The sequence below is a fragment of the Psychrobacter sp. Pi2-52 genome (assembly GCF_904846705.1).
Taxonomy (GTDB): domain Bacteria; phylum Pseudomonadota; class Gammaproteobacteria; order Pseudomonadales; family Moraxellaceae; genus Psychrobacter.
This window is the reverse complement of sequence record NZ_CAJHBS010000004.1, coordinates 148,322-173,885: the sequence shown is the minus strand read 5'-3', so window position 1 is coordinate 173,885 and position 25,564 is coordinate 148,322. Positions and strand designations below refer to the sequence as shown.

The 25,564-nt window shown below is 42.5% G+C and carries 23 protein-coding genes; 11 read left to right on the top strand and 12 right to left on the bottom strand.

Annotated elements, in window-relative coordinates; all coding sequences use genetic code 11:
- The first annotated feature begins 432 nt into the window (after window positions 1-432).
- Window positions 433-669 (top strand): 50S ribosomal protein L28, encoded by a 237-nt coding sequence (gene rpmB / locus JMY00_RS04085; RefSeq protein ID WP_057761372.1) that lies wholly within the window; start codon window positions 433-435, stop codon window positions 667-669.
- A 128-nt stretch (window positions 670-797) separates the two neighbouring features.
- Window positions 798-953 carry a 50S ribosomal protein L33 gene (gene rpmG, locus JMY00_RS04080; protein WP_010201403.1) on the top strand — a complete coding sequence of 52 codons (156 nt, stop codon included), beginning with the start codon at window positions 798-800 and terminating at the stop codon, window positions 951-953.
- 169 nt (window positions 954-1,122) lie between these two features.
- On the opposite strand, the gene JMY00_RS04075 is transcribed toward rpmG, so the two are convergent.
- The 11 genes from JMY00_RS04075 to ispH all read right to left on the bottom strand — a co-directional run bounded on the left by JMY00_RS04075 (window position 1,123) and on the right by ispH (window position 11,425).
- Window positions 1,123-1,434 (bottom strand): hypothetical protein, encoded by a 312-nt coding sequence (locus JMY00_RS04075; RefSeq protein WP_201548793.1) that lies wholly within the window; start codon window positions 1,432-1,434, stop codon window positions 1,123-1,125.
- 221 nt (window positions 1,435-1,655) lie between these two features.
- Entirely contained in the window at window positions 1,656-1,967 is a 312-nt protein-coding gene (locus tag JMY00_RS04070) for a hypothetical protein (RefSeq protein ID WP_057761376.1), read from the bottom strand.
- A gap of 143 nt (window positions 1,968-2,110) precedes the next feature.
- Complete coding sequence (locus JMY00_RS04065) at window positions 2,111-2,509, bottom strand: hypothetical protein (RefSeq protein ID WP_240990642.1); 399 nt, start codon at window positions 2,507-2,509, stop codon at window positions 2,111-2,113.
- Between the two features lie 211 nt (window positions 2,510-2,720).
- Complete coding sequence (gene rpe / locus JMY00_RS04060; RefSeq protein WP_201579214.1) at window positions 2,721-3,410, bottom strand: ribulose-phosphate 3-epimerase; 690 nt, start codon at window positions 3,408-3,410, stop codon at window positions 2,721-2,723.
- A gap of 114 nt (window positions 3,411-3,524) precedes the next feature.
- On the bottom strand, window positions 3,525-3,809 hold the full coding sequence (locus tag JMY00_RS13730) for a TIGR03643 family protein (protein WP_257019949.1): 285 nt from the start codon (window positions 3,807-3,809) through the stop codon (window positions 3,525-3,527).
- A 226-nt stretch (window positions 3,810-4,035) separates the two neighbouring features.
- A complete protein-coding gene (gene fghA, locus JMY00_RS04050) occupies window positions 4,036-4,926 on the bottom strand; it encodes an S-formylglutathione hydrolase (RefSeq protein ID WP_201579213.1) in 891 nt (296 codons plus the stop codon).
- Between the two features lie 120 nt (window positions 4,927-5,046).
- Window positions 5,047-6,528: a C13 family peptidase gene (locus tag JMY00_RS04045; protein WP_201579212.1), complete on the bottom strand. Its 1,482-nt coding sequence runs from the start codon at window positions 6,526-6,528 to the stop codon at window positions 5,047-5,049.
- Window positions 6,529-6,848: 320 nt separating this feature from the next.
- Complete coding sequence (gene htpG, locus JMY00_RS04040; protein WP_201579211.1) at window positions 6,849-8,810, bottom strand: molecular chaperone HtpG; 1,962 nt, start codon at window positions 8,808-8,810, stop codon at window positions 6,849-6,851.
- A gap of 486 nt (window positions 8,811-9,296) precedes the next feature.
- Window positions 9,297-10,112 carry a thioesterase family protein gene (locus JMY00_RS04035; protein ID WP_201579210.1) on the bottom strand — a complete coding sequence of 272 codons (816 nt, stop codon included), beginning with the start codon at window positions 10,110-10,112 and terminating at the stop codon, window positions 9,297-9,299.
- A 54-nt stretch (window positions 10,113-10,166) separates the two neighbouring features.
- Window positions 10,167-10,415, bottom strand: coding sequence for a hypothetical protein (locus JMY00_RS04030; protein ID WP_057761390.1), 249 nt, complete (start codon window positions 10,413-10,415; stop codon window positions 10,167-10,169).
- Window positions 10,416-10,468: 53 nt separating this feature from the next.
- Complete coding sequence (gene ispH / locus JMY00_RS04025) at window positions 10,469-11,425, bottom strand: 4-hydroxy-3-methylbut-2-enyl diphosphate reductase (RefSeq protein ID WP_057761392.1); 957 nt, start codon at window positions 11,423-11,425, stop codon at window positions 10,469-10,471.
- A 373-nt stretch (window positions 11,426-11,798) separates the two neighbouring features.
- On the opposite strand from ispH, the gene gmk reads away from it, so the two are divergent.
- The 8 genes from gmk (at window position 11,799) to JMY00_RS03985 (ending at window position 22,748) form a co-directional block, all read left to right on the top strand.
- The gene (gmk, locus tag JMY00_RS04020; RefSeq protein ID WP_102091897.1) at window positions 11,799-12,425 is read left to right on the top strand and encodes a guanylate kinase; all 627 of its coding nucleotides are present in this window, start codon (window positions 11,799-11,801) and stop codon (window positions 12,423-12,425) included.
- Between the two features lie 164 nt (window positions 12,426-12,589).
- The gene (rpoZ, locus tag JMY00_RS04015; protein WP_057761396.1) at window positions 12,590-12,850 is read left to right on the top strand and encodes a DNA-directed RNA polymerase subunit omega; all 261 of its coding nucleotides are present in this window, start codon (window positions 12,590-12,592) and stop codon (window positions 12,848-12,850) included.
- A gap of 339 nt (window positions 12,851-13,189) precedes the next feature.
- On the top strand, window positions 13,190-15,388 hold the full coding sequence (locus tag JMY00_RS04010) for an HD domain-containing protein (protein WP_201579209.1): 2,199 nt from the start codon (window positions 13,190-13,192) through the stop codon (window positions 15,386-15,388).
- A 113-nt stretch (window positions 15,389-15,501) separates the two neighbouring features.
- Window positions 15,502-15,882 (top strand): RidA family protein, encoded by a 381-nt coding sequence (locus tag JMY00_RS04005; RefSeq protein ID WP_057761400.1) that lies wholly within the window; start codon window positions 15,502-15,504, stop codon window positions 15,880-15,882.
- 174 nt (window positions 15,883-16,056) lie between these two features.
- Window positions 16,057-18,345 carry a primosomal protein N' gene (locus JMY00_RS04000; protein ID WP_201579208.1) on the top strand — a complete coding sequence of 763 codons (2,289 nt, stop codon included), beginning with the start codon at window positions 16,057-16,059 and terminating at the stop codon, window positions 18,343-18,345.
- 231 nt (window positions 18,346-18,576) lie between these two features.
- Window positions 18,577-19,758 carry a cation diffusion facilitator family transporter gene (locus tag JMY00_RS03995; protein ID WP_201579207.1) on the top strand — a complete coding sequence of 394 codons (1,182 nt, stop codon included), beginning with the start codon at window positions 18,577-18,579 and terminating at the stop codon, window positions 19,756-19,758.
- A 307-nt stretch (window positions 19,759-20,065) separates the two neighbouring features.
- The gene (locus JMY00_RS03990; protein WP_201579206.1) at window positions 20,066-20,770 is read left to right on the top strand and encodes a hypothetical protein; all 705 of its coding nucleotides are present in this window, start codon (window positions 20,066-20,068) and stop codon (window positions 20,768-20,770) included.
- A 91-nt stretch (window positions 20,771-20,861) separates the two neighbouring features.
- On the top strand, window positions 20,862-22,748 hold the full coding sequence (locus tag JMY00_RS03985; protein WP_114700593.1) for a monovalent cation:proton antiporter-2 (CPA2) family protein: 1,887 nt from the start codon (window positions 20,862-20,864) through the stop codon (window positions 22,746-22,748).
- A gap of 58 nt (window positions 22,749-22,806) precedes the next feature.
- On the opposite strand, the gene JMY00_RS03980 is transcribed toward JMY00_RS03985, so the two are convergent.
- Window positions 22,807-23,736, bottom strand: a complete 930-nt coding sequence (locus tag JMY00_RS03980) for a DUF2628 domain-containing protein (protein ID WP_201579205.1) — start codon at window positions 23,734-23,736, stop codon at window positions 22,807-22,809.
- A 201-nt stretch (window positions 23,737-23,937) separates the two neighbouring features.
- Between JMY00_RS03980 and trmB the strand changes: the two genes are divergently transcribed.
- Window positions 23,938-24,777 carry a tRNA (guanosine(46)-N7)-methyltransferase TrmB gene (trmB, locus tag JMY00_RS03975; RefSeq protein WP_201579204.1) on the top strand — a complete coding sequence of 280 codons (840 nt, stop codon included), beginning with the start codon at window positions 23,938-23,940 and terminating at the stop codon, window positions 24,775-24,777.
- The last annotated feature ends 787 nt before the right edge of the window (window positions 24,778-25,564 follow it).

Genomic DNA, 25,564 nt, shown 5'->3' with positions numbered 1-25,564 from the left:
TTACCCAGAATTAGAAGAGCTTGGTAATGATACATAGATTTACAGTAATACTGGTGTATTAACAGATTGTATTAAATATATAACAGCAACTTTACTGACTTTTGTTATAACTTACAACTAAAAATTAATCTTTACTATTAAACAATCAACAACATAGAGCGCTCATTTCAGGGTATAATAGCCCTCCTTTAATTCGACAGTTATTGTAAAAATATTTGAGTATTCATCTGTTTTATGGTATAAATGTCGGCTTTAAAATTTTCTGAATTGGTCAGCCTGTTATTTGCCTTTAGATAGCAGCAAAACCAGCTCAACCTTCATATAGTTTTGTTTGGTGCAAAGCTGCCGCTTGCTGTGTCCATGCCGCAAAAACGTGCAACTTGCCCAGACTGGTATGAGAAAAACTCATACCTCATAGATTAGGAGTTCGCCATGTCTCGAGTTTGCCAAGTGACTGGAAAGCGCCCTATGGTGGGTAATAATGTTTCGCATGCAAACAACAAAACCCGTCGTCGCTTTCTACCAAACCTTCACAACCATCGTTTTTGGGTAGAGTCTGAAAACCGCTTTGTACGTCTACGTGTGTCTACCAAAGGTATGCGCATCATTGACAAACTTGGTATCGATAAAGTGTTAGCAGATCTACGCGCACAAGGTCAAAAAGTTTAAGTTAAAAATAGCAGCTGAGTGATGACTCTCATCATTTAGGCTGCTGTTTTGCTACATTAATTGTGGCAACTCACTCTTTGAGACACGTACCTATCGTTTGAAGACCCCTCATTTACAGGAAAGCTATCATGAGAGATAAAATTAAATTAGTATCAACAGCTGGTACTGGGTATTACTACACCACTACTAAAAACAAGCGCACTATGCCTGGCAAAATGGAAATCAAAAAGTTTGATCCAAAAGTACGCCAGCATGTGATCTTTAAAGAAGCTAAAATCAAATAACTGCCATCATTTGTAGAAGGCATTTTTATAAATACTTTCTATAAAGACGTTATTTGAACAAAAAAAGGGCTTATCAATTGATAAACCCTTTTTTTATGGCTGTAGTTTCATGTTGCTAAGCTACGTCTTCAATTATTCGCTTTAATTAGTGCTCAGAAACAACTAAAAATTAGCTGTAGTGTGTTGGTTCTTTATCATATACATGCGCATGCCATTTACTCATTTGCTTTTGCATAATGACCTGAATCGCAGCATGAATCATATGTTGACCAATGGCTTGAGTATCACTACCAAGTAGCTCTTTTAGCTTGTCAGAAAAATCGATAGTCATCAATGGCGCTTCGTCTTGTTCAGCATCACGCAACAACAATCTACCATCATCTGCTTCCACCAACTCTAACGTGGTTTCTTTGGCAAATCCTGCAAATTGATCGCTATTCTCGTTATCTACTTCTATATCATTATCGATATCGTATGGCATTAATGTGTTCCTTATTATCCCGTTTAGTACTGGTAGAGAAACTGGTCATTGCAAAGCAGTTATTTATTGAAAACAAACTCATTCGGCAAATCTATCGTCTTACAGTAACGCGGGTAAATCTGTCTTACTCATACAATGGACGCTTTAACACTGGAATTCAAGGGCTGTCACATAAGTCTTCGCTATAAAAGCAAACTTGAATGCCATGTCGTTTGTATATATTAGTGCCAATAACGTAACTTTCCTAATGTAAATAAGAATGCCACGAACATTCCAAGGTAATAAACCAGCTTTAGCTCAAGGCTAGGATCACGATACTTAAATGGCAGTGCAACGGTGGCCGTCGCAGTGGGCAATATCAGCAGCATGAGTAGCCAGTTCTCAATGACATTTAGCCAACCTTGTAAGTCGGTTCCGTGACGTAATGACGCCAACCCCATTAACAAACAAGCGATAATTAAGCTGGTAAATAAGCCATTTGGTAAGTCTTTAGGATAGATAATTTTAGCAATACTGGCTGGTACGATTCTCATATAAAATTCCAGTCATGCTTGTAGAACATGGCTTAATGATTAAAAATGTAAAATATTACGATACTGTATAGGCGTGAATAAACAATATAGATGCGAATAAACGATACAGGCGCGAAAAAGACTTATATTTACAGCGAAACTACTTAACTGTAAGTACCCATCAGCCATAGCATCGATATACAAGAAGTCAAATAGCCCAAACTAATCGCATTCCAACTTTCGATATGCAGGCCTTTAACTTTATTGAGTATGCGAGAGCCTACCCAAAAAAACAGCGGAATGCCTAGCATAAATGCAGGCACAATGACCGCAGCATGACGCAGTACGGTTTCGACGTCATCACCTACCATCAGACGAAAGCCATAACCTGCCAAACTAAGTACCAGTGCAAACATAGCTAAGCCAATAGTGATACCTCTAGGCACCAAACTGCGCTGCGGTGTTTCACTTTCAAGTGACTGCCTTGCCTGCTGATTCAACGTTTCATGAGAGTTTATTTGCCCAGAAGGCTCTGTTGAATTGCTAGAACTGTTTGTGTCCATATTTCACCTTTACGTGACTGACCGTTATATAGAGTTGATTCAATTTAAAAGAGATACAATGCAACTGAGTGCAGATGTATACGCGATACTTCAAGCGAGGTTAACGCTGTAGCTCTTTTATATCGGATTAACTATATAGTCATAAGTTATACAGCACATCTTAATATTATTATTGTATGGCTAATAGCGTTTATTAACCATATAACGCTCGCTAGCTGTTGTTGGCTAATAGCAACTCTGCGCGCATCTCATCAATAGCCGCTTTATAATCTTCTTGATTAAAAATCGCAGAACCCGCAACGAACATATCAGCGCCTGCTTCAGCAATCGCACGTATATTACTGGCTTTGATACCGCCATCAACTTCCAATCGAATATCTCGGCCACTAGTAATAATACGCTGACGGACTTGACGGACTTTATCTAAAGTACTATCGATAAACGACTGCCCACCATAGCCTGGGTTTACACTCATCAATAAAATCTGATCTACTTTGTCCATAACATAATCAAGATAATGTAATGGTGTCGCTGGGTTTAATACCAAACCGCACTCTGCACCGCCATCTTTGATCAGTTGAAGTGAGCGATCGATATGAGCGCTGGCTTCTGGATGAAAGGTAATGATACTAGCACCCGCTTCCAAGAACTGCTCAATCATGCTATCGACAGGTGAAACCATCAGATGCACATCAATTGGCGCTTCAACACCATAGTCCCGCAATGCCTTACAAATCATGCTACCAAACGTCAAATTGGGTACGTAATGATTGTCCATTACATCAAAATGAATCACATCGGCACCCGATTCTATTACCTTCTCCACTTCTTCGCCCAACCGCGCGAAATCAGCTGAGAGTATCGACGGTGCAATAAGATAAGGTTTAGCAGGACTGTTCATAATTGAGCTACCTAATTCATGTTTATATAAGATATTGATAAATTAAAAAGAAAATTTCAAGCGGCTCACATATGCTGAGAGCCTTTTATATAATGATGTTAAATACTTAATGGTTTAGCGCTGCTTATATTGAGTTTTACAATAAGCACGGCCAACTTCGAAAGAGCGCTTTGCCTCATGTTTGGTGGCGCGATTGCTCACTCTCTGACGCCATAAGCGAAAAGACGACGGCTTGAGCTCTTGGCGCATGAGTTTGATAACCCCAGTCTCATCGAGACCATAGCTATGCTCTATAGCACCAAATGGCGTTCTATCTTCCCATGCCATCTCTATCACGCGAGATATTTGCACATCATCAAGTACTCTATCGCCAGCGTCGTTGACGGTTTTTGCAATCAGCTCGTCTGACTTAACTTGAGACACTTCATCATTATAATCAATGTTACGTTGTTTATTTTGTAGAGCAGCATCCATATCAGCCTGCATAGTCGCTTTTGTAGAGCTCGTATCTGCTGACTTATTCTTTGGATTAGAAGCTGTCAAATCTTGATAACTTGCCATAAAAATTACCTGTTGAGCATGAATGGAATAGCGAAAAATGTATCACGGTCATCTGAATGACATCTTAGCTCATTTGAGCCATATGCCAATGATGTTCGATATGATCATTAATCACTGTTTGGATAAAATAATAGCTGTGGTCATGCCCCGCTTGATAGCGTAATGTTAAGGGCTGTTCAGCTTTTGCACAAGCGTCTTGTAGTTTAGAGGTCTGTAGCTGACCTTCTGCTAAGAAGTTATCAGCTGCGCCTTGGTCGACTAAAATGCTCGAATACTGCTGACCGACCTTTTCAATCATCTGTGAGGCGTCCGCTTGTGCCCATAGAAACTTATCATCACCGAAGTACTCTGTGTAAGCAGCTTGCCCCCATGCAGACTCACTGGCTGCGCATACTGGCGATAAAGCCGATACGCTGACAAACTTACTTGGGAACTTAAACCCTAGTAATAATGCGCCATGACCACCCATTGAGTGTCCTGTGACACCGATGCTGTGAATGGGAAACTCTGAACGTAGTAAGTCATATAACTCATCGACAATATAGCTTTGCATATTAAAATTGTCTGACCACGGCGCTTGAGTCGCGTCAACATAATAACCTGCACCTTGACCGACAAAATAGCGATCGTCGTTTGGTACATCGCTGTCGTCACTACTTCTAGGTGAGGTATCAGGTGCGATAAGTATCATACCAAGCTCGCTGCATTTTTGCTGAAAATGCGCTTTATGGGTGACATTATCGGCATTACATGTCAAACCTGATAGGTACAATATCGCAGGACAACGTCGTCCAGCCAAGGCTTCATCAGGTAGATAAATACTAAACGTCATAGAGGTTTTGGTAGACGTCGACTCGTGACTATAATAATGCTGCTCACCATTAAAACAGCGATTCACACTTTTTTGAGTAAGCTGTTTATTAGTAGATAAACTATGACTATAGGAATTTTGCATGAGTGATATCCTTTTATTCAAAATAGAACCAATGACAATGTTTAATAAATGCTCATCATCTAATAGTAAATCTGATATTGGCATTTATTAAATGCCAAATCATACTTTATATTTATTTAGCTATTCAGCAGCTATCTCTACTTCGTCTACCGACAGATTAGTAGCGCTGTCAGGTAGAGTATTAACCGTTGTAGAAGTAGCATTATTTGTAATACTAGCAACGGATGGGCGCGCCTTATCAAACAATACTTGCTCAAACGCAGGCAATGCCGTCTCCATTAAACTACCGATTACCATCTGCGGCTCTGATGGCTCAAAGCCCATTGCGCTCTCACGCTCATTGACCCGTATACTGGCATCCTTAAAAGCCGACTCAAAACTGGTATTCCCTCGTAGGCTTTCAGCAAAAAACGCTTGACCAAAATAGGTCATCTCAGCTGTGTTGGTGCAGCCAAATGATGCTTTGTCAGCGGCTGATGCAGTAATCACTACCGTGGTTGGCGATGCCAATTCGTCAATAAACGAACCTGAGTAGCAGGCAGACACCACGATCACACGCCAGCGAATACCCGATGCGTCTAGCGCGTCACGCAACCATGTAGCATCTAAATTATCCATCGCAAGCGGCGGATTTGCCAACTGAACGATATCTTGGTTACCATGTGAAGACAACGTCAGGAACAACACATCTTCATCAGGGTTCATCTGCTGACCGATTTTCTTTAGGCCGCGCAAAATGCTAGTCTTAGTAGCAATTGGTTCATCGAGCCAGCTATAAGTATTATTGATCAGCGATAGTGAATGCCCGCTAGTACCAAAGCGCACATCAAACAACTCGCGTACCTTATTAATCTCGGAACGAAAGACGTTTTGATCTGAGAATCCTGCAACTCCCATAAAGTACCAGTCGGTTTTGCCATCGATACTCGGGTCTATACTATCCAATGCTTGCTGTAATAGGCGCGGCTGCTGATATAGTGCCGCCTCTTCTAGTACAGGCTCTACAGGTATTTGCTTAAAGATTGGCTGGTCTGCGACATTACGCTGCCAGATAGTCAGCAACGCTACCGCGCCAACCAATACAATGATTCGCTCCCACCATGGTATGCGCAGACGTCGGGAAAAAATCCAAAGCAACGCTAGCGTCTGCCATAAGAACAATACTAAAAACAGTACTGGTAAGAACGAATAACTCCAATTTGGCAACCAACCATAGCTACCAAAAAACTGCACCAAGCTCTGTAATAGGGCTGACAATGTATCAGCGACCAACCACAGTACTACTGGTACAAATACCAATGCTTGGTTGCTGGCTCGCCGAGCCAAAATGATACCACCAAGCAAAATAATCATCGGCCAGATCAAATAGCTGACCAATCCTTGCTCATTGAATATGCTGCCACTTTCAGCAGCTAACCATGAAAATAAGACATTACTACCAAGCGCCAATAGTGCAAATACGGCAAACTGTACAAAAGTAGGTTTAACCCAAGAAAAAGCCCGTGTTGAGCCCACCAGCATCCATAAGGTTGCAATAATATTGGCAGCGAAATTGAGCGAAAAACGCTGAAGCGAGACGGTTTTTAACGACGTAAGTGACAAAGACTTAGACCTCTAGCCAGTCGAGAAAAATAAAATGACTCAATGATAATTATCTTAATGTAACAGCCGCGCGGTGCAATCAATTGACGATTTTTTGTACAGCATGCAGACATCGATTTATATTGAATTCACGATGGAGTGATTATAGAAGATGACTAGCATTGCCTAATATTTTAGCTCGCTAATCTATCGCGATTGTAACGGATTGTCGGTTAAGAGGATAAGGCTGATTTGTAAAATTCACTCAAATTTTGCCAAAAATTCAAATAAAAAAGGAGGCCTCTTATATAAAGCCTCCTTTTTTTACTAATTACTAAACATTATCTCATCAATAGCTCATTGACGCGTTTTAGGTAAGCGGCTGGATCGTCTAGCTGACCGCCATCTGCCAATAATGCTTGATCAAAGATCACCTGTGCCAAATCATCAAACTGATCACTACTTTCAAGCTTTTTGATGAGTGGATGATCAGGGTTTACTTCTAGCGTTGGCTTACTTGCTGGTACATCCTGACCCATTTGTTGTAGCATCTGAATCATTTGTGGTGATAGCTCACCTTCACCAACGACCAAGCAAGCTGGACTATCGACTAGACGAGTAGATACTTTGACGTCTTTAGCACGCTCGCCCAATGCAGCCTTTAGTTTATCAACTACTGGCTTTAGCGTTTCTTGGGCTTTCTCCGCTTCCGCTTTTTCTTCATCATCTTGCAAGTCGCCTAAATCTACTGCGCCTTTGGCGATGTTTTGCAGCGGTGTCTCATCGAATGAGGTCAAGAAGTTCATTGCCCATTCATCAACACGGCTGGTCATCAAGATAACTTCGATGCCTTTTTTCTTGAATAGCTCAAGTTGCGGGCTGTTTTTCGCAGCGGCTAGATTATCAGCGGTGAGGTAGTAGATGGCTTTTTGACCATCTTTCATACGGCCTTTATAATCTTCAAAGCTTGTTACCAAACCGTCTTGGGTGCTGGTGGCATAACGCAATAGCTTAGCAATACGTTCTTGATTGCCGGCGTCTTCGCCTAGACCTTCTTTGATGACATCACCAAACTCTGCATAGAATTGGGCAAACTTCTCTTGCTTCTCATTGTCTTCGCTATTAGCAAGGCTTGCGAGTAAGGTTAAGATACGGCGAGCGTTACCATCACGGATAGATTTTACATCACGTGACTCTTGTAGTAGCTCACGACTTACGTTTAATGGCAAGTCTGCTGAATCGATTACCCCTTTCACAAAACGCAAATACATCGGTAGCAATTGCTCAGCTTCGTCCATGATAAAGACGCGCTTCACATAAAGCTTTAGACCATGCTGCTGCTCACGAGTGTATAGATCAACTGGTGCTTTTTTAGGAATATATAATAGCTGCGTATACTGTACGCGACCCTCTACACGGTTATGCGTCCAAGTAAGCGGCGCATCCATGTCATAAGAAATATTCTTATAAAAATCGACATACTCATCATCTTCAATTTCAGAGCTAGAGCGCGTCCATAGTGCACTGGCTTTATTGATTGTTTCCCACTCATCAGTGAGTACCATCTCGCCACCAGCAGGCGTGTCGTCATTCTCGTCTTCTTTTACGTCTTCTTGCCAGATCTCTTTACGCATCTGAATCGGCAAGCTGATATGGTCAGAGTATTTATTGACCAAGCGCTTGATTTTACTGCGGTCCAAGTAGCTATCTTCACCCTCGCTATATTCTTCTTTTAAGTGCAAAGTAATCGCCGTACCGCGCGTTTCTTTGGTAATACGTTCAACAGTAAAGCTGCCAGTACCATCTGATACCCAGCGCACGCCTTTATCCGCAGTCTCGCCCGCTTTACGTGATTCAACACTGATGGTATCAGCCACGATAAAACCTGAGTAAAAACCAACACCGAACTGACCAATCAATTGTCCGTCTTGCTTTTGTGATTCAGACAATTTGTCTAAAAACGCCTTGGTGCCTGATTTAGCAATCGTACCTAAGTTTTCGATTGCATCGGCTTCGTTCATACCAATACCATTGTCGGTAAAGGTAATGGTTTTGGCGGCTTCGTCAACAGCGATGCGGATTTTTAATTCGCCATCATCTTCATAAAGGCTATCATCATTTGTGCCTTCAAAGCGCAACTTATCACAAGCATCCGACGCATTAGATACCAACTCGCGGACAAAAATATCAGCGTTAGAATATAGTGAATGCGTTACCAAATGCAGTAACTGCGCCACTTCCGCTTCAAACGTATGTTTTTTTAATTCTGGATTCAGACCTTCAGCTTGAGTTGCTTCACTCATAAAAACTCCTTTAAATTCTATGAAAGACCTATTATCAGATAACGATATACTCACTAAAGCCGCTCTCATAATGTTAGAGAACTTGCCGTATGCAATACCGTTAAACTGTCTATACTAATAGGGGCATTGAGAAAAAATTCAAGCTCAAAAGATTTATTCCATAAAAAACACCGCGCTTGTTTACCAAGGCGGTGTTCTGGTGTCAGTTATTTATTTGCTCAGTCATTTTCTGATATAGCAATCAAAGCGCAAACAACAGCAACTATTCTGAATATGCTTCTATCAATATATTCCAGAGAGTCGTCAGCTTTTTTGAAAATTGAGTATGGGCTTTCATAGTAACCTCTATGTCGATTAACATCGGCCTGTTAGTAATATTATCTTGTTAGCTACTATTAAAACCATTTCTCTATTATTTGTATAATTAATTGATTACAACGTATTATTTTATTTTACAAAACTATAAGCTGGCTGACTCTTAGCCTTTTAGCGTGGCATCGGACGAATAGTAAGGATTTGCTCACTACGACCAAAAGGGCCGTATACATCGTGCAATACCGCACTGGTCAATCCGATACCATCATCGCCATATTGTTGTACAGCCTCGATACCGAGCCAGCGACCTTTTGGCGAGCGATGCATATGGATTTGCAAATCAGTATTGGGAAACATCCACTCTAACTGAGACAAACCAAGACCCAATCTTGGTACAACACCATTGGCAGTATCGACCATACCTAACAGATGCACCAAGTCATCAGTCGGCTCGCCTTCTACCATGTCGAGATCATTGGTAATCCATACCATACCGCGACCAGCACGACGGTCTTCTGTTGCTACTAGACGTACGCTCTCAATAAAGCCGCCCGGCCAGCCTTTCATACCTTCCCAAACTGGTAGTTCTTCAGGTTTGTATTCTGCTGGTTGATCTTCAAGTCCGGCAATCTCGCTGGTATCTTGAGTAATTAGTCGCCACGCTCTTGCAATAATAGCATCGCGGCCACGGCTACTCATGACCGCTTCGACCAGCTCAATAGTCTTGCCTGGTCGGATACAGCGAGTAGTGATAGTAAAATCGTCAAGCGGTATTAGCCCCAAGATATCGAGGCTCACACGTGCGATACGGGTATTGGGTTGTGGCGCAAAGCTGTTGATCTCGGCTGTTAATAGGCCTGTTGCTGGCGCCATGTGCTGCTCATGCTCATTCCAAGCACCTTGTGCATGCTTGGTTGGCTGATAATGCGCCACACTGACACCGTCTTCTTGTAATTCTCGTTTAATAAATTTGTAATAAGCAGTCATAGCTATCCTATATTTGGCACTTTCATTTGTATTTTTTATTTATGCTTGTACTTTTTATTTATGGATAAGTTCTTGTTTTCTTAGCGTGAGAATACGACGAGCCTTTTGTATGAAGAATAACAAACAGATCATGACTACTGCGAGCATGGCGTAGAAAAAGCTTTTTTCTGCCATAAACTTCATGATATTCATAAACAATACAAAAACTACTGCTGCCATCACTAGCATATTGAGTTTTAGTTGCTTGTTGACTTCAGCGAGCGTGGCCTCTGCCAATACAAATCTGGCTTTTGGTTCTTTCATGCGACCTTATCCATATCAATGATGGTTCATACAAATACAAACACGAATATTAGTTACTTACCAACCTGAGTAACAGGTATCCGCAACGCTTTCGGCAAACTAAACGTCACATTTTCTTCAATACCAGATAGCTCACTAGGTAGATCGCCACCCCAGTCTTGCAACTGTTGCAATACTTCTTGGATCAACACTTCGGGCGCGGATGCACCAGCGGTCACGCCTATACTCTGCACACCATCTAACCAACGCTTGTCCATCTCACTGGCATTATCAATTAAATACGCTCGGCAATTCATACGCTCAGCCAGCTCTCGCAAGCGATTGGAGTTTGATGAGTTTGGTGAACCGACTACCAAGACTACTTCACAGCGACTGGCCAAATCTTTTACCGCATCTTGGCGGTTTTGAGTAGCATAGCAAATGTCATCTTTGCGAGGGCCTTGGATACTAGGAAATTTTTCACGCAGCGCATCGATGACGCGCGCAGTATCATCCATCGACAAGGTTGTCTGAGTCACAAATGCCAAGCGTTCGGCATCTTGGACAGTCAATGCGGCCACATCACCTTCATCTTCGACCAGATGAATCTGCCCACCATGGCGACGATTGAAACGCCCCATAGTGCCTTCGACTTCTGGGTGTCCTGCATGTCCTATTAACACTGCATCCATCCCATCTTGCGCAAACTTTGCTACTTCGATGTGTACTTTAGTTACCAGCGGGCATGTTGCATCAAACACCGTCAAATCACGACGTTCAGCCTCATCTTCAACTGCTTTTGAGACCCCATGAGCGGAGAAAATAACGATGGATCCATCTGGTACTTCGTGAAGCTCTTCAACGAATACTGCACCACGATTGGCCAAGTCTGACACCACAAACTTATTATGCACAACTTCATGACGGACATAAATGGGCGGCTCGAAACGTGTCAATGCTTCATTAACAATCGCAATTGCACGGTCCACACCAGCACAAAATCCACGGGGGTTGGCAAGATAAATTTGCATAAAAAGGCCTATCATTGGATAATTTATAGTTAAAACGTATTTTTGAATTTTTTATTCAAAAGTTAAGGCGAAATCAATGCTCTACTTTAGCATAATTTGCTTTTATCGCTCTCTAAAATAGCTGTCTACTCATAGCAATATTTGGTGGGCAAATCTCAGCATGCTTACGACATATTGAAAAACCAGCTTTAACTTGTATAAAAGCAGTTTATAATAATGCATCTATTATAATTTCTATCGCCATACATGATGGCGTTTTTTATTTTTTCCAGTCTTTGTTTTTGGCTGAGGCACTGCTTAACTTTTTATCAACACGCATTTATTACAATACATTTTACGAGTTACTAAGATACCCTCTATTAGGATAAATTGTATGACAGGTTCATTATTCATCGTTACTGCCGCTTCAGGTACTGGCAAGACCTCACTGGTTAAGCAATTGCTTGCTACCACCAATGACTTGACTGTCAGTGTCTCTCATACCACTCGCGCACCGCGTCCAGGCGAGATTGATGGTCAGCACTATCATTTCACAGATACCGATAGTTTTACCAATGGTATCAATGCGGGTCTATTTCTAGAGCATGCTGAAGTATTTGGTAACTATTATGGCACGTCAGAGGAAAGTGTACGTACTCAGCTAGCGGCGGGTATCGACGTTATTTTGGAGATTGACTGGCAAGGCGCGACGCAAATCAGAAATATCTTTCCCGATGCCATTATGGTTTTTATTCTACCACCTAGCATTGCGACATTACGTCAACGTCTCTCAACCCGCGCGCAGGATTCTGTAGAAGTTATAGAGCGCCGTCTAGCTGGGGCGGTCACCGAAATGGCACAATATGTGAATGCTGACTATGTAGTGATCAATGATAATTTTGATGTAGCCTTAGCTGAGCTAAAAGCCATTATCGTGGCCGACAGACAGACGCTTGGTCGTCAGCAGCAGCGCTATCATCGCACGATTAGCAACTTGCTAAACACTCAGGTAGAAGAATAAACTACGCACAAGCAGCTAATCTCGTAAGTAGATATAAAAAGCAACTACGCGACTTGGCAAAAAATGCTATAATATTTAGCTATCCCCCTTTATATTTTTGATATTATTTTTATTGAGTGGCGGGCAAGGTCCGTTACTAATAAAAACAACCGAGGTAGCTATTTATGGCACGAGTGACGATTGAAGATTGTTTGGATAATGTTGATAATCGCTTTGAGCTAATTTTGGTCGCAAGCAAACGCGCCCGTCAATTGGCCAAAGGTATTGCCGAGCCGTTGGTTGACGTTGATAACGACAAGCCTACAGTATTGGCATTACGTGAAATTGCCGCTGGCAAAATCACACGCGACATCCTGAATCAGCCAGAGCATAATTTTGCTACTAGCTCATTAGATTTAGCATTGTCAGGCGACCACAGCTTCTAATAAGCTGTTTTGATAAGATGTATTTTATAAAGCCAATAGTTTTTTTATAAAATAAATACACATCTTGATCAACTATAGAGACCACAGCATAGGCTGTGGTTTTTTGGTTGTAATAATAATGCATTGGCTGTTTTGGTCACCATTTATCCCCAAAATAGACCACTGAGTGAAATTTTTTCATCGCCCACACGCTTATCAGTTGACATTGAAAGCGATTTGCGATTAATTAGAGAATGGCGTACTCATCCTTAAGTTTTGTATGGTAGGTCATTATTTAGCCTCCATTTGCTTCGGTAAGTGGCCCAACAAGTAGGTCATGGAAAATAGGATCATTATTTTATGAGTCAAACCCTAACCAAACTCAGTCATCACCTCGTCGATGATGCTCAATATAATTTACTACGTTCGGTAGGTTATCTCACTGCTGCTGAGCGCCGTGATATTGTTGATGCTTGTGAGTTCGGAGATATTGCGCACATTAAAGACAAGCGCAAATCAGGGGAACCTTATATCACGCATCCAATCGCTGTCGCTGAGATACTAGCGGGCTTTCGCTTAGATCGAGATACCATCATTGCAGCAATCCTGCATGATACGGTCGAAGACACCGAAGTTAGTGATGAGCAAATCAAGCAGCGTTATGGTGAAACTGTATCAAGATTGGTCGATGGTGTGACCAAGCTAAAGTCCTCTTCACATAACAAGCAGCAGAATAAAGCGGCCACCTTTCATAAAATTTTAACCGCCACTCTCGCTGATCCGCGTGTACTCATTATCAAGCTTGCTGACCGTCTACATAATATGTCTACGCTAGACGCGGTACGTCCTGAGAAGCAACGCACCACAGCTCAAGAAACCTTGGATTTTTATGTGCCATTTGCACGATTAATGGGTCTGAATGATATTGCTGACTATATCGAAGTATTGTGTTATCGCAATTTAGACTCTGATATGTACAACAAGCTGTCTGATAAACTGTTACAACATGGGCTTGGACGAAACTTTCAAAGAGAGTCGATTCATCGTTATTTGAGTATCGTGCTAAACAACTTGGATCTCAATGGTCTGGTCAAAGTCTTAGACAATCGTGTGGTCATATATCGTCAGTTTTTCCGCAATCGCGGTGAGATTAATGCGCTACTGCGTCACTACGCGTTTGAAATCGTCCTTGATAATATCGAAGCCTGTGACAAACTGGCCTATTATCTAATCAAAAAATATCAGATTGATGATACCCATATTGCGGATAATATTCGTCGTCCGCTACCAGGCGGTAACCAGTCCCTCACCCTCATCTATGAGCGTGACAATGATGTGGTAAAAGTCACTATATTGACTAAGCAAATGCAAAGCGCTGCGAGACTTGGTGTCATCGGGGCAGAGCACGCATCTGATGTGAGTCAATCGGTCATCCAAGCATCTTTGCGTAACATGAAAGATTTGGTCGACGAAGACAATCTGAATGAAAACAGTCCTGATTTCTCAGCGGCAGTCTCTACCATTAATGAGCTGATGGATTATCTGCACTCTAGTAAAATCATTTGTTATAGCCCTCAAGGGCGTGCTTACGAGCTTCCACAGGGTGCAACGGCGCTAGATTTTGCCTACGCGGTCGGGCCTATGATTGGTAACGTTGCCGTTGGTGCAAATATCGATGGTAAAGCTGCAAAGCTCGGTACCGTGGTAAAAAATGGACAGTCCGTTGAGATAGAAGTGAACAGCCACTCAGAACCAAAAGCTGAGTGGTTGGGATTTGTAGTGACTAACAAAGCCCGTGAAGAGATTTTACGTTGGTTTAAAGATCTGTCTGTCGCTGACAAACAACACCATGGCAGGCAAGCATTAGATCGTGCGCTCAGAACGCATCAGAAAAGTTTTGATGATTTGACAGATGCTGATTGGAAAGACCTGACTGAATGGCGCGGTCTGACAGAAAAAGATGCGTTATTTGAACAAATAAGCTCAGGTACGCTACTTCCTCAGCTAGTCGTGACACGTTTATTTAGCGATGAGCTGAGCGATCTACAGGCAAAAGTACATAGCGACGACATGACCCAACCGCAACAGCTGATCGCTAATGCTGCTGGCGTCGAGCTTGATTTTGCCAATTGCTGTCATCCGATATATGGCGATCCTATCGTAGGGCATTTATCGCGTCATGGTTTGGTCGTTCATCGACATAAGTGTTTCTCACTGGACGATATCCGCAAAGACAATCCTTATCAGGTGATCCAATTACGTTGGCGCAATGACAATGCTGTCAAACAAGGTGACATCGGCGAGCATGACTTAAAAAACAGCGGCAAGATTCGTTTTCCTGCTTATTTAAAGCTCTCTATTGCGCTTAGTGACGAGCAAATCAGTGAAGTTATCTATCACTTGCGCCAGCTCAATATGGGTGTTGAAACCGTTGATGTTCGCAATACTGATACCATTATTCATATCGTGGTACGTAGTCGCAACCACTTAGCACAGGGTATCCGTGAACTACGCTCGTTGCTAGGTTTCCCTAACATTATAAGGTTATATCAATTATAATAAGCGCATTTGCTGATTTGTATCACTGGTATAGTCATGATGCAAATAGCTAAAATAGAACTGCTATTCTAGTAGCAATGAATCACTCACATAAAATATAAAAGGGATACCCTATGACTCGTCAAACCATCCAAACTGATAAAGCACCTGCAGCAGTTGGCACTTATTCACAAGCTGTAAAAGTCGGCAATACTGTTTATATCTCAGGTCAGCTTGGTTTTGATCCTGACACGATGGAGCTAAGAGAAGGTTTTAAAGCACAGGCTGAGCAAGTATTTGAAAACATCAAAGCTATCTGTGAAGCAGCTGGTGGCAGTCTAAATGACGTGGTTAAATTCAATGTATCTTTGACTGACTTGAGTGATTTTGCTGTCTTGAACGAAGTGTTTGTCGCCAATCTAAGCGAGCCATATCCTGCCCGCGCTGCCGTCCAAGTAGCTGCTCTACCTAAAGGTGGCGTGGTAGAAATTGAGTCTATTCTTTATATCGAATAAGATGATATTTGATGCTTAATATTAGGTACTAATTGTTAAGCCTCATTACTAAGTGCTCATTTTAGCAACAGCCTATAAGTTATATCATAATAAGCTTAGCATCATGCTAAGCTTATTGGTCTCTGTTCTATTATTCTGATCTCATATTCACCTAATAAGACTGCGAAGCCGTTTATGTTGGTACAAGTTGCTCTGCCCGTTCCCCTTTATCGGGTGTTTGACTATAGCCTACCAGCTGATATGCTTGCTTTACCAGACAGTGCGATACCGCAAATTGGCAGCCGTGTTGAGGTTTCGTTTGGTCGTCAGACTCTGATTGGCATTGTGATTGCTCATATTTCACAAGACGATAGCAGCGTACCTGCTAATAAGATCAAACCCATTAATAAATGTCTAGATGCTGAGCCTATTTTGGACGCTGGCATGCTCAAGCTTGCCTATTGGTTGGCGCGCTATTACCATTATCCACTTGGCGACGTGTTAGCAGTTATCTTGCCAAGCCTTGTTCGTCAAGGCAAACCATTAGATTTACTGATTACCCATTGGCGAATTTTGCCTCATATCACTGATGATGATTTTCGAGCCAATGCTAAGAAACAAAAGCAGCAGTTCGATATGCTAAAGCTACATGGTCAGCACGGCGCCAGTGAAGATGTATTGCTACTAGAAGGGATGCAACGAGCCTTTTTAAAGACGCTAGAAGATAAAGGGCTAGTTGAGCGCTATATTCAGCCAAAACAAGCACCTACTCCAGTCAAACTGGCAAAAATGCCACTTGATCTCAATGATGAGCAGAAACTTGCGGTTGACGCTATTATTGCTGCCCATGAGTCCGGTACTTATACTGGTTTTTTGCTCAACGGTATTACTGGTAGTGGTAAAACCGAGGTCTATCTACAAGCGATGCAAGCTGTACTAGAAGCTGGTAAACAGGTTCTTATTTTGGTACCAGAGATTGGTCTCACACCGCAAACGCGGGCAAGATTTGCCAGTCGGTTCGCAGCCCATATTGTGCTATTGCACTCTGGCATGACTAACACTCATCGCTTACAAGGTTGGCAAGACTGCCGCACGGGGCATGCACAAATCGTGATCGGTACACGTTCGGCTGTACTATATCCTTTCGCAGACTTAGGCCTGATTGTCGTTGATGAGGCGCATGATGGCTCGTATAAGCAACAAGACACGTTACGTTATCATGCCGCTGATGTCGCTCTCTATCGAGGTTTGCAGTACAAAATCCCAGTGATACTTGGTACTGCCACACCTTCTCTTGAGCATTTAAAACTGGTCGATGATGGCAAACTAGCAGAATGCCAACTGCTTACTCGTCCGGGTAATGCCAAACCTGCAACCATGCAACTGATCGATGCTCGCTTGCAAAGTACCCATCAACAGGCTCAAGATGACGGTGCGCGCTATGATACAGGGCTGACGGATGCCATGATCGGGGCGATACGGCAAACGCTAGAAGCCGGTGATCAGGTATTAATATTTTTGAATCGTCGTGGCTATGCGCCTGTTCTCTTATGCGAGGCTTGTGGCTGGCAAGCAGATTGTCCGCGCTGTGACGCGCACCTGACCGTTCACTATAACGGCCAATCCCAGCGAAACAGTTATTCAAGCAACTCTTATTTGAAATGCCATCATTGCGATTGGCAAGCCTATATACCTACCGTATGCCCTGATTGTGGCAGTCAAAACCTAGACGCTAAAGGTATGGGAACGACAAGGCTCAGCGAGAATCTACACGCAATCTTTGCCAATCCTCAAACCAGCAAAGAGCTCTATCCGATTATTCAAATAGACCGTGATACCACAAGACGCAAAGACAGCTGGGAAAACATTTATGAGCAAATCAATAAAGGCAACCCAGCCATATTAGTCGGAACACAGATGGTCGCCAAAGGTCATCACTTCCCCAATGTCACGTTGGTTTGCTTACCCAATGCCGATCGTGGATTTCTGTCAGCAGATTTTCGCTCACCAGAGCATACCGCACAGCTCATGATTCAGGTGGCAGGCCGTGCTGGTCGAGGTGACAAAGCTGGCCGCGTATTGATTCAAACGTTGCAACCTGATAACGAGTTACTATTGAAACTGGTCAAAGATGGCTACTTGTCATTCGCGCGCGAGCTACTGCAAGAACGTCAAATGATGGGCTTGCCTCCTCATCGACATGCGGCATTGATACGCTGCGAAGGCAAAACATTGGTAGCTACTACTCAAGCGCTCAAGGATGCTATTGCGCATTTGCCGAATGCTCATAACCTCGCTGTTCTCGGTCCTATTGATGCGCCCATGAGTAAAAAGAACAGCCGCTACCATGCACAGCTTTTGCTATTGGCTAAAGATCGTCGTCAATTGCACCACGTGTTGGGACAGTGGTGGCAGCCAGTGCTTGCCCTACCAAGCGCTAAATACCTTAAGCTTACTTTGGACATTGATCCTGTCGGTTGGTAGTTCTCACTTAGTTCTCAACAAATGGGTGTATATCTTTCTACTCATCTCCTCATCATGTTTACTTCGTTGTTACAGCTTCTCATGCTTGGCTATGTTAAATTTATAACCATAAATGATATGCGGTAAAGGCTCTACGCCTACTCTACCTATAGCAAACATCACTTATTAGTAAACGTCATATCAGTAAATATCATCTATCGAACGCAATTATCAGCGAATTTGAGTATTATTATGAATTCAAATAATCCAAACTCTGACGAGCACAATCATAGCCAACAGCATGATAGGACGGATGTGCCTAAGTACGTTCGCGAAGATGAAGAAAATAACTACACCCAGGAAAACCAAGGCCATCACGATCATGATGAGCATCTAGAACAGACAACCACAGCACGAGACACCAAGGGCTATCAGCGCACCTTGCTGTTCAGCTTTATTATCATTACTGGTTATATGTTTATCGAAGCCATTGGTGGTTGGCTTACCGGTAGTTTAGCCTTGCTATCTGATGCAGGGCATATGTTAAGCGACGCGATAGCGCTTGGTGCCACTTTAGTCGCATTTAAAATTGGCGAAAAAGCAGCTACCCATCAGAAAACTTTCGGCTACAAGCGCTTTGAGATATTAGTTGCCACGGTAAATGGCGCGACACTTGTCATAATTGCTTTGATGATTTTTTATGAAGCGATTAAACGCTTTAACTCACCACCAGAAATTGCAACCCAAGGCATGCTTATCGTGGCGACTATCGGTATGCTGATCAATATTCTGGTCGCTTGGCTAATGCACCGAGGTAATCAAGGTAACGAGTCACATGGCCATAATCATGGTACGGATGATGCCAAGGTCGCAGAGCAGAAACCTAATAATGAAGAACCCGTTAACCTCAATATGCAAAGCGCCTATTTGCACGTATTGAGCGATTTATTAGGGTCAGTAGCTGCGATTATCGCTGCGCTACTTATGATGGGTTTTGGTTGGGTATGGGCAGACGCAGTGGCATCAGTAATCGTTGCCGTACTTATTTTAATCAGTGGCTACCGCGTCGTACGTGATTCTGTGCATATATTAATGGAAGGAACGCCTGCCAATATATCGCTAGTCGATGTAGAGCAAAAATTACTCGAAGACTCTCAAGTACAAAAAGTACATGACTTACATGTTTGGAGTATTACTAGCGGTCTTAATGCACTATCTTGTCACGTGGTGGTCGATGGTGAAATGAGTATCCATGAATCAAATATTCTAATTACCAGTCTAGAACAAAGACTGCTAGAGCTTGGTATTCACCATGCTACTATTCAGGTCGAAAGCTCGTCTCATCCTCAGAATATCTCACATAGCGATGCCTTGGTCTGTGATATTTCGGGACAGCTACCTGATGATAATAGTCATATTGGCCATAACCATTGACGATACATTTTCAGCTAAATGACTGAATAAAGAAGTCAGTAACTTGAAATACGACCTAGAAAATACAAGTATAGGCATCTGATACTGGTTCCTACTAAAAATTACGTGGAATTAGAACTAGAATCTAGATTACATCAAAGCAGTCGTGGTTTACGACAAACTTTTGCTTTATTCAACTTAAAAAACTTAAGTTCAAATCGGCTTATGTGGTTATAATAACTATTATAAAGTTTTGTTTAGCACCCCAGTTAATTTTTATAATCATACTTTTTGGTATTTTTACTCTATCTATTGATGATACAACACTATGTCTAGACGCTCAGCACCCTTTGTCGCCCCAGACTATATCGATGATCCTGCATCAAAAGATGGTAAAAAACACGCCAAAGTTTTGTTATCAACGCTGCAAGAAGACATTGCAAACTTTCGTAATGAACAGTTTCCACCTGATATTTTACGACAAATCCGTGATATGCCTATCTACGAAGGCAACTTAGCCGAGGTCCAAACCTATCAGCAACGTTGGCAAAATCTGCTTGAGCGTGCCAAGGATTTTTATCCAGCGGCCAATATGCCACCTGACTATCTACCGCTCCCAGCCAGCCTTGAGATACCACAATTCATTTATCACGTTCAGCGTCTACATTTAACTAAGACACGCGCCAAAGAATCTAAAAGCTTTGGGTCAGTAGGTGCTCTGACCGATAAATGTGGTCAATATACGGATGATGAAATCGAGCGTATGACAGCGGTGCTAGATAACGACGAGGAAGCGCGACTGGTAGCGCATCGTGAATTTATCGATCTGCGTGCTTATGTTTTTTGTCGTGATAGTAAGGGCGAGATGCTAGAGCCTGAGCGGGTACGCTTTTATCGTACGGGTCTTATTGTACATGCCCTGCCTGACTTTAAGATTGTTGATAGTCGCCAGACACCGCGTAAACGCCGCAACGATGCTTATAATAATCCGCTTGCAGACAATGGTGTGTGGAAAATTTATCGCAAAAAATAATAGATACTAGCGCGATATCGTTTTAGCCATACTGATTTTAGTCACGTTCATTTTATATTGTATATTTTATTCAAATTTTTAAGGAGCCCAGATGTTTGCTGCCGCCGCCGGCTCACCAAATCTTATGTTGCAAGCCACTATCTTTTTGGGAGCAGCATTGCTCTTTGTCCCTCTCGGTAAACGCTTCGGCATTGCAACGGTTTTAGGCTACCTTATCACTGGACTCATATTGGGCCCAAGTGGCTTGGATGTGGCAGGCGATGCTGAAAGTCTATTGCACTTTTCAGAGTTTGGCGTGGTCATGCTGCTTTTTATTATCGGGCTTGAGTTACAGCCTTCGCGGCTCTGGGCATTGCGCCGCTCTATATTTGTATTGGGCGGTTTGCAGGTCGGTTTGACTGGTACGCTACTGATGTGGCTCCTACACCAGTTTTTCTCCTTACAACTAGATACTGCCTTTATTGTTGGTTTTGGTTTAGCGCTATCTTCTACTGCGTTTGTACTACAGATACTGACTGAAAAACAGCAGCTTTCGAGCACGCACGGTCGAGAAGCCTTCACTATTTTATTATTCCAAGATATTGCGGTCATTCCATTGTTAGCAGTCATTCCGTTTTTATCAGGGGTGCGTGAACAAAGCTACGATTTGATTTATTTTGGTAAAGTATTTGCTGTCTTTGCCGGTCTGATTTTTGCCAGCCGTTACGTGGTTCGACCCTTCTTCAAATTTGTGGCTTCCAGTGGTGCGTCAGAACTACTGACAGCGGTCGCCCTATTTATAGTGATGGGCGTATCTATCTTGATGGGTCAAATCGGTCTATCCATGGCGTTAGGTGCATTTTTGACAGGTGTATTGTTAGCAGACTCCGAATATCGTCACGAATTAGAAGCCAGTATCGAACCTTTTAAAGGATTGCTACTAGGTCTATTCTTTATGTCGGTCGGTATGCTCACCGATGTCAAACTCATTTTGGCAGAGCCCATCTTTATTATTGGCTGTGCGCTCGCGTTGATGTTTATCAAGTTTGCAGTGATTGCAGGTATTGCAAAGGTATCGGGCAATCGCTGGCCGACCAGTATCAGATTGGGCGTAACCCTAGCCCAAGGTGGTGAGTTTGCCTTTGTCCTATTCAGTGTCGCCACTGCTCAAAACGTCTTGCGTCCCGAGCTTGCCAATACTCTTAATCTTGTGGTTACCATCTCGATGGCGCTGACACCTCTGGCATTCTTGTTGTTAGAAAAAGTGGGTGAGCCGCTATTTGCCAAGAGCAAGCCGAGCCGCGAATACGATACCATTCCCGATCATGAACATCAGGTCATTATTGCAGGCTTTGGCCGTGTCGGTCAGATTATTGGCCGTGTACTGCGCATGCATAATATCGAATTTACCGCCATTGAACGCTCGGCAAACCGAGTAGATTTTGTACGCAAATTTGGTAACCAAGTCTATTATGGCGATCCGAAAAACCCTGAGATTTTACGAGCAGCAGGTATTCAAAAAGCGCGAGTGTTTATTCTTGCCATCGACGATTTAGAACGTTCTATCACTACTGCTCAGTATCTTCGTAAGAATTATCCTGAACTGATTGTATTAGCAAGAGCGCGCGATCGTCAGCACTATTACCGTTTGCGTGAGGTTGGCGTGCGTCATATTTGGCGTGAGACTTATTTGTCGTCTTTGGACATGTCACGCGAATCATTACAATTATTAGGTATCTCACCAGAAAAAGCGCGAGAAACAGTGAAAACGTTCCGTGATTATGATGATGACTTGATCGAACGCCAACAAGCTATCTACGATGATGAAGCTAGCATGATTGAATCCGCACAATCAGCAATGGCTGAGCTTGAAAGCTTGTTTGACGAAGACATTGGTAAAGCACGTAAAATGGATTTGACCGATTTTTATGAGGCGTTAAAGAGCCAAGCAACACCAGTTGAGGAAAAGGATGATACTGCGACGGACTCTAAGCATTAGCTCTAAGAATCAGCTCTCAGCACTAGCAACACCTACAAGTACTCGTCAAATACAGCCTCTAATCAGCTATGCAGTTTTTAGGGGCTTGTTTTTTATTCAATGAGCTTATGCAATCCCAGTTATCACTATCTGGTATATGATAAAAGACCAGCGTCTGCTCGTTTAAATAGCGTATCGGAAACGTCACGTTCTGAATCGTTGCCACTACCGCACAGTCGGTTTCTGGCACACCAGCGACCTGAGTATCGACATGCATGCGTAGTTGCTGCTGCTCGGTACTCAGGGGCAGATTTACTGGACACTGCCCTGTCTGCTGATAAATCAATGCCACTCGGTTTTGGGCATTCTTTGCAATATCATAAGCGTCGAACAACACTTCGTTTGCTTTTGGCTTGGCAATAATCGGTAAAAACTGCACCTTAATCACTAATAGCGAAAACGCAAAAAAACCAAACCCTAATGCCAGTCCAAATAAGCTCACGCCACCTTCTCTTTGCAGATGCGCCTTCTGTGCGGCCTCATCTCGCGGATGATCATTTATCGCATCAGCGATCTCACGCCTTGCCATTCGGTAATAATACGCATCCGTCCAGCGTGCCACCATAGCAGACCAAAACAGCCAAATAACGGCAGCAATGCCGATACGTGTTGCCATTTGATAAGCATTTGGTATATAGGACATCGCTACAAACTCAAAAGCGACTAGCACCAGCGCGACATTTAGCTGGATAAAAGACCACCCTGCGACACTATAGACAATCGCATCCATATAGCGCTTGCGATATAGCAGCCAAGGAAAAGTGATAAAAAACGCAGCCCAATGCCATTTTGGTGACAGATAATCTTGCTGATCAAACTGCTCAAAACGTTTGAGATAATAACGCTGGGTACGATTACCGATGAACCACTTGTCTAACTGCTTACGTTTAGTAGGTGTTAACGACTCTTGATAAAATGGTGGCGGTGAATCTGTCTCGATAAATAACATGGCAACACGCTCTACTTACTGACTCTTAGAAAAAGCATTTGAAAAATACCATTATATGATAACGCTAAAACCCGTGTGTAACATAGAGAAACTACAGCACCGACCAGCAAATACGCGAAAATAGGATTGTCCGTTCACAGTTGTATGGATTTAACTTATAATAAGCAAACATCACCCACCTAATTAAGCCTTACGAATCCTATGAGTCAACATTCTGATATCAATGACAACGTCAATAGTACCAATACTACTGATGAGCAAACCCTTAATAGCACAAGCGAGCCTATCGATATCGATAACAGCACTAGCCAAGAGATAGAACCGACCTCTGACAAGCATATCCGCATCGTCAATACGTTTATGAAGCGCCGTACGCACATGAACAAAAACGCTGAGCTTGCATTAACTGCTCCAGAGTTTTCTGAGTATTTGGTCAACAACAGTTTTGGTGATGGCGATCTTACCGGTATTGATAACCTACGTACGTTATTTGCTGATAGCCCTAACGGTGCAGATGCGCCGCTTACAGTTGAGATTGGTTTTGGCTTGGGTGATTCGTTTATTGAGATGGCGGCCGCTGACCCTACTCGTAATTTTGTCGGTGTAGAAGTGCATGAGCCTGGTATTGGTAAATGTGCGTATATGGCTGGCACCCAAGATTTGAGCAACGTAAAAATCATCAACGGTGATGCCATTCAATTGCTCAAGCAGCTACCAGAAAACCATATCGACCGTATTCAGCTATACTTCCCTGATCCATGGCAAAAGAAGCGTCACTATAAGCGTCGTTTTGTCAGTCCTGAACGTATGACCATCGTTACGCGCAGCTTAAAACAAGGCGGCTGGTTCCATACAGCAACTGACTGGGAGCATTATGCATTTTGGATGGTTGAAGTATTGGATGGTTTCGCTGGATTGACCAACAAAGCAGGTACAGGTAATTTCACTGAGCGTCCTGACTTTCGTCCAATGACTAAGTTTGAACGTCGTGGCCTCGACCGTGGGCATGGTGTTTGGGATTTGATCTATATCAAAGACTGATTAATACAGCTTTACTTTTAAATGTTTTGACAAAGCGGCTATCTGACGTAGCCGCTTTTTTGTGGCCTTCTATAGGCTGTAGAAAATATCTCTAAAAATACTAGACATCCTATACATAACTATGTCTGCTGATATCTTAGCTGTATATCTTGAGTCATACTCCTGACTTTTAATACCTATAGTATGATTATGCATAAAAAAAGATAAATTTATAATTTGTGAAACATAGCGCCCATAGCGCTACTTATAGACAAAATTGTGCCTATAAAATGATTAAATACGAAATATTGAATCCGTTCCTAATACTAATAATCTACGTAAACTTATGTATTATAAGGCTTTACAGAGTTCTCCCCATAAGCTGTGGATAACCCTGTGCATAAGTCACTACTTGACAACTTTATAGCTAAGCAACTTAAAGGATAAGGTAAAATCGTTCATTTTTTGTACAATTTATAAAACCTTTAAAATCAAATACTTATATTAAATTCAAACACATAAAAAATTATTTTAAATAATTTTTAAAATAATTTAATTCTTCATAATGTTTCACAATTAGCAAAAATAAGCCTTTTATTTGTTGTGGACAACTCCTAAATCTATTGACAAGCATAGTCATTATCAGGTTCAAAACAACAGCGACCTATCGCATCATTTCTATAGATTTTCAGCGTCATACCATACGACAGATAGTGTCGTCTAGCATCCCTCAACGCTCATTATAGTGCTTTGCTTTTGTTATAATTACCTTATCAAATCAACAGCGTTAAGAAGTTGAGTCGAGTAA

Bases quoted from the DNA above. Each gene is read 5' to 3' on its own strand.
- rpmB (WP_057761372.1), top strand. From the start codon at position 433: ATGTCTCGAGTTTGCCAAGTGACTGGAAAGCGCCCTATGGTGGGTAAT.
- rpmG (WP_010201403.1), top strand. From the start codon at position 798: ATGAGAGATAAAATTAAATTAGTATCAACAGCTGGTACTGGGTATTAC.
- JMY00_RS04075 (WP_201548793.1), bottom strand. From the start codon at position 1,434: ATGCCATACGATATCGATAATGATATAGAAGTAGATAACGAGAATAGC.
- JMY00_RS04070 (WP_057761376.1), bottom strand. From the start codon at position 1,967: ATGAGAATCGTACCAGCCAGTATTGCTAAAATTATCTATCCTAAAGAC.
- JMY00_RS04065 (WP_240990642.1), bottom strand. From the start codon at position 2,509: ATGGACACAAACAGTTCTAGCAATTCAACAGAGCCTTCTGGGCAAATA.
- rpe (WP_201579214.1), bottom strand. From the start codon at position 3,410: ATGAACAGTCCTGCTAAACCTTATCTTATTGCACCGTCGATACTCTCA.
- fghA (WP_201579213.1), bottom strand. From the start codon at position 4,926: ATGCAAAATTCCTATAGTCATAGTTTATCTACTAATAAACAGCTTACT.
- htpG (WP_201579211.1), bottom strand. From the start codon at position 8,810: ATGAGTGAAGCAACTCAAGCTGAAGGTCTGAATCCAGAATTAAAAAAA.
- JMY00_RS04035 (WP_201579210.1), bottom strand. From the start codon at position 10,112: ATGACTGCTTATTACAAATTTATTAAACGAGAATTACAAGAAGACGGT.
- JMY00_RS04030 (WP_057761390.1), bottom strand. From the start codon at position 10,415: ATGAAAGAACCAAAAGCCAGATTTGTATTGGCAGAGGCCACGCTCGCT.
- ispH (WP_057761392.1), bottom strand. From the start codon at position 11,425: ATGCAAATTTATCTTGCCAACCCCCGTGGATTTTGTGCTGGTGTGGAC.
- gmk (WP_102091897.1), top strand. From the start codon at position 11,799: ATGACAGGTTCATTATTCATCGTTACTGCCGCTTCAGGTACTGGCAAG.
- rpoZ (WP_057761396.1), top strand. From the start codon at position 12,590: ATGGCACGAGTGACGATTGAAGATTGTTTGGATAATGTTGATAATCGC.
- JMY00_RS04010 (WP_201579209.1), top strand. From the start codon at position 13,190: ATGAGTCAAACCCTAACCAAACTCAGTCATCACCTCGTCGATGATGCT.
- JMY00_RS04005 (WP_057761400.1), top strand. From the start codon at position 15,502: ATGACTCGTCAAACCATCCAAACTGATAAAGCACCTGCAGCAGTTGGC.
- JMY00_RS04000 (WP_201579208.1), top strand. From the start codon at position 16,057: ATGTTGGTACAAGTTGCTCTGCCCGTTCCCCTTTATCGGGTGTTTGAC.
- JMY00_RS03995 (WP_201579207.1), top strand. From the start codon at position 18,577: ATGAATTCAAATAATCCAAACTCTGACGAGCACAATCATAGCCAACAG.
- JMY00_RS03990 (WP_201579206.1), top strand. From the start codon at position 20,066: ATGTCTAGACGCTCAGCACCCTTTGTCGCCCCAGACTATATCGATGAT.
- JMY00_RS03985 (WP_114700593.1), top strand. From the start codon at position 20,862: ATGTTTGCTGCCGCCGCCGGCTCACCAAATCTTATGTTGCAAGCCACT.
- JMY00_RS03980 (WP_201579205.1), bottom strand. From the start codon at position 23,736: ATGTTATTTATCGAGACAGATTCACCGCCACCATTTTATCAAGAGTCG.
- trmB (WP_201579204.1), top strand. From the start codon at position 23,938: ATGAGTCAACATTCTGATATCAATGACAACGTCAATAGTACCAATACT.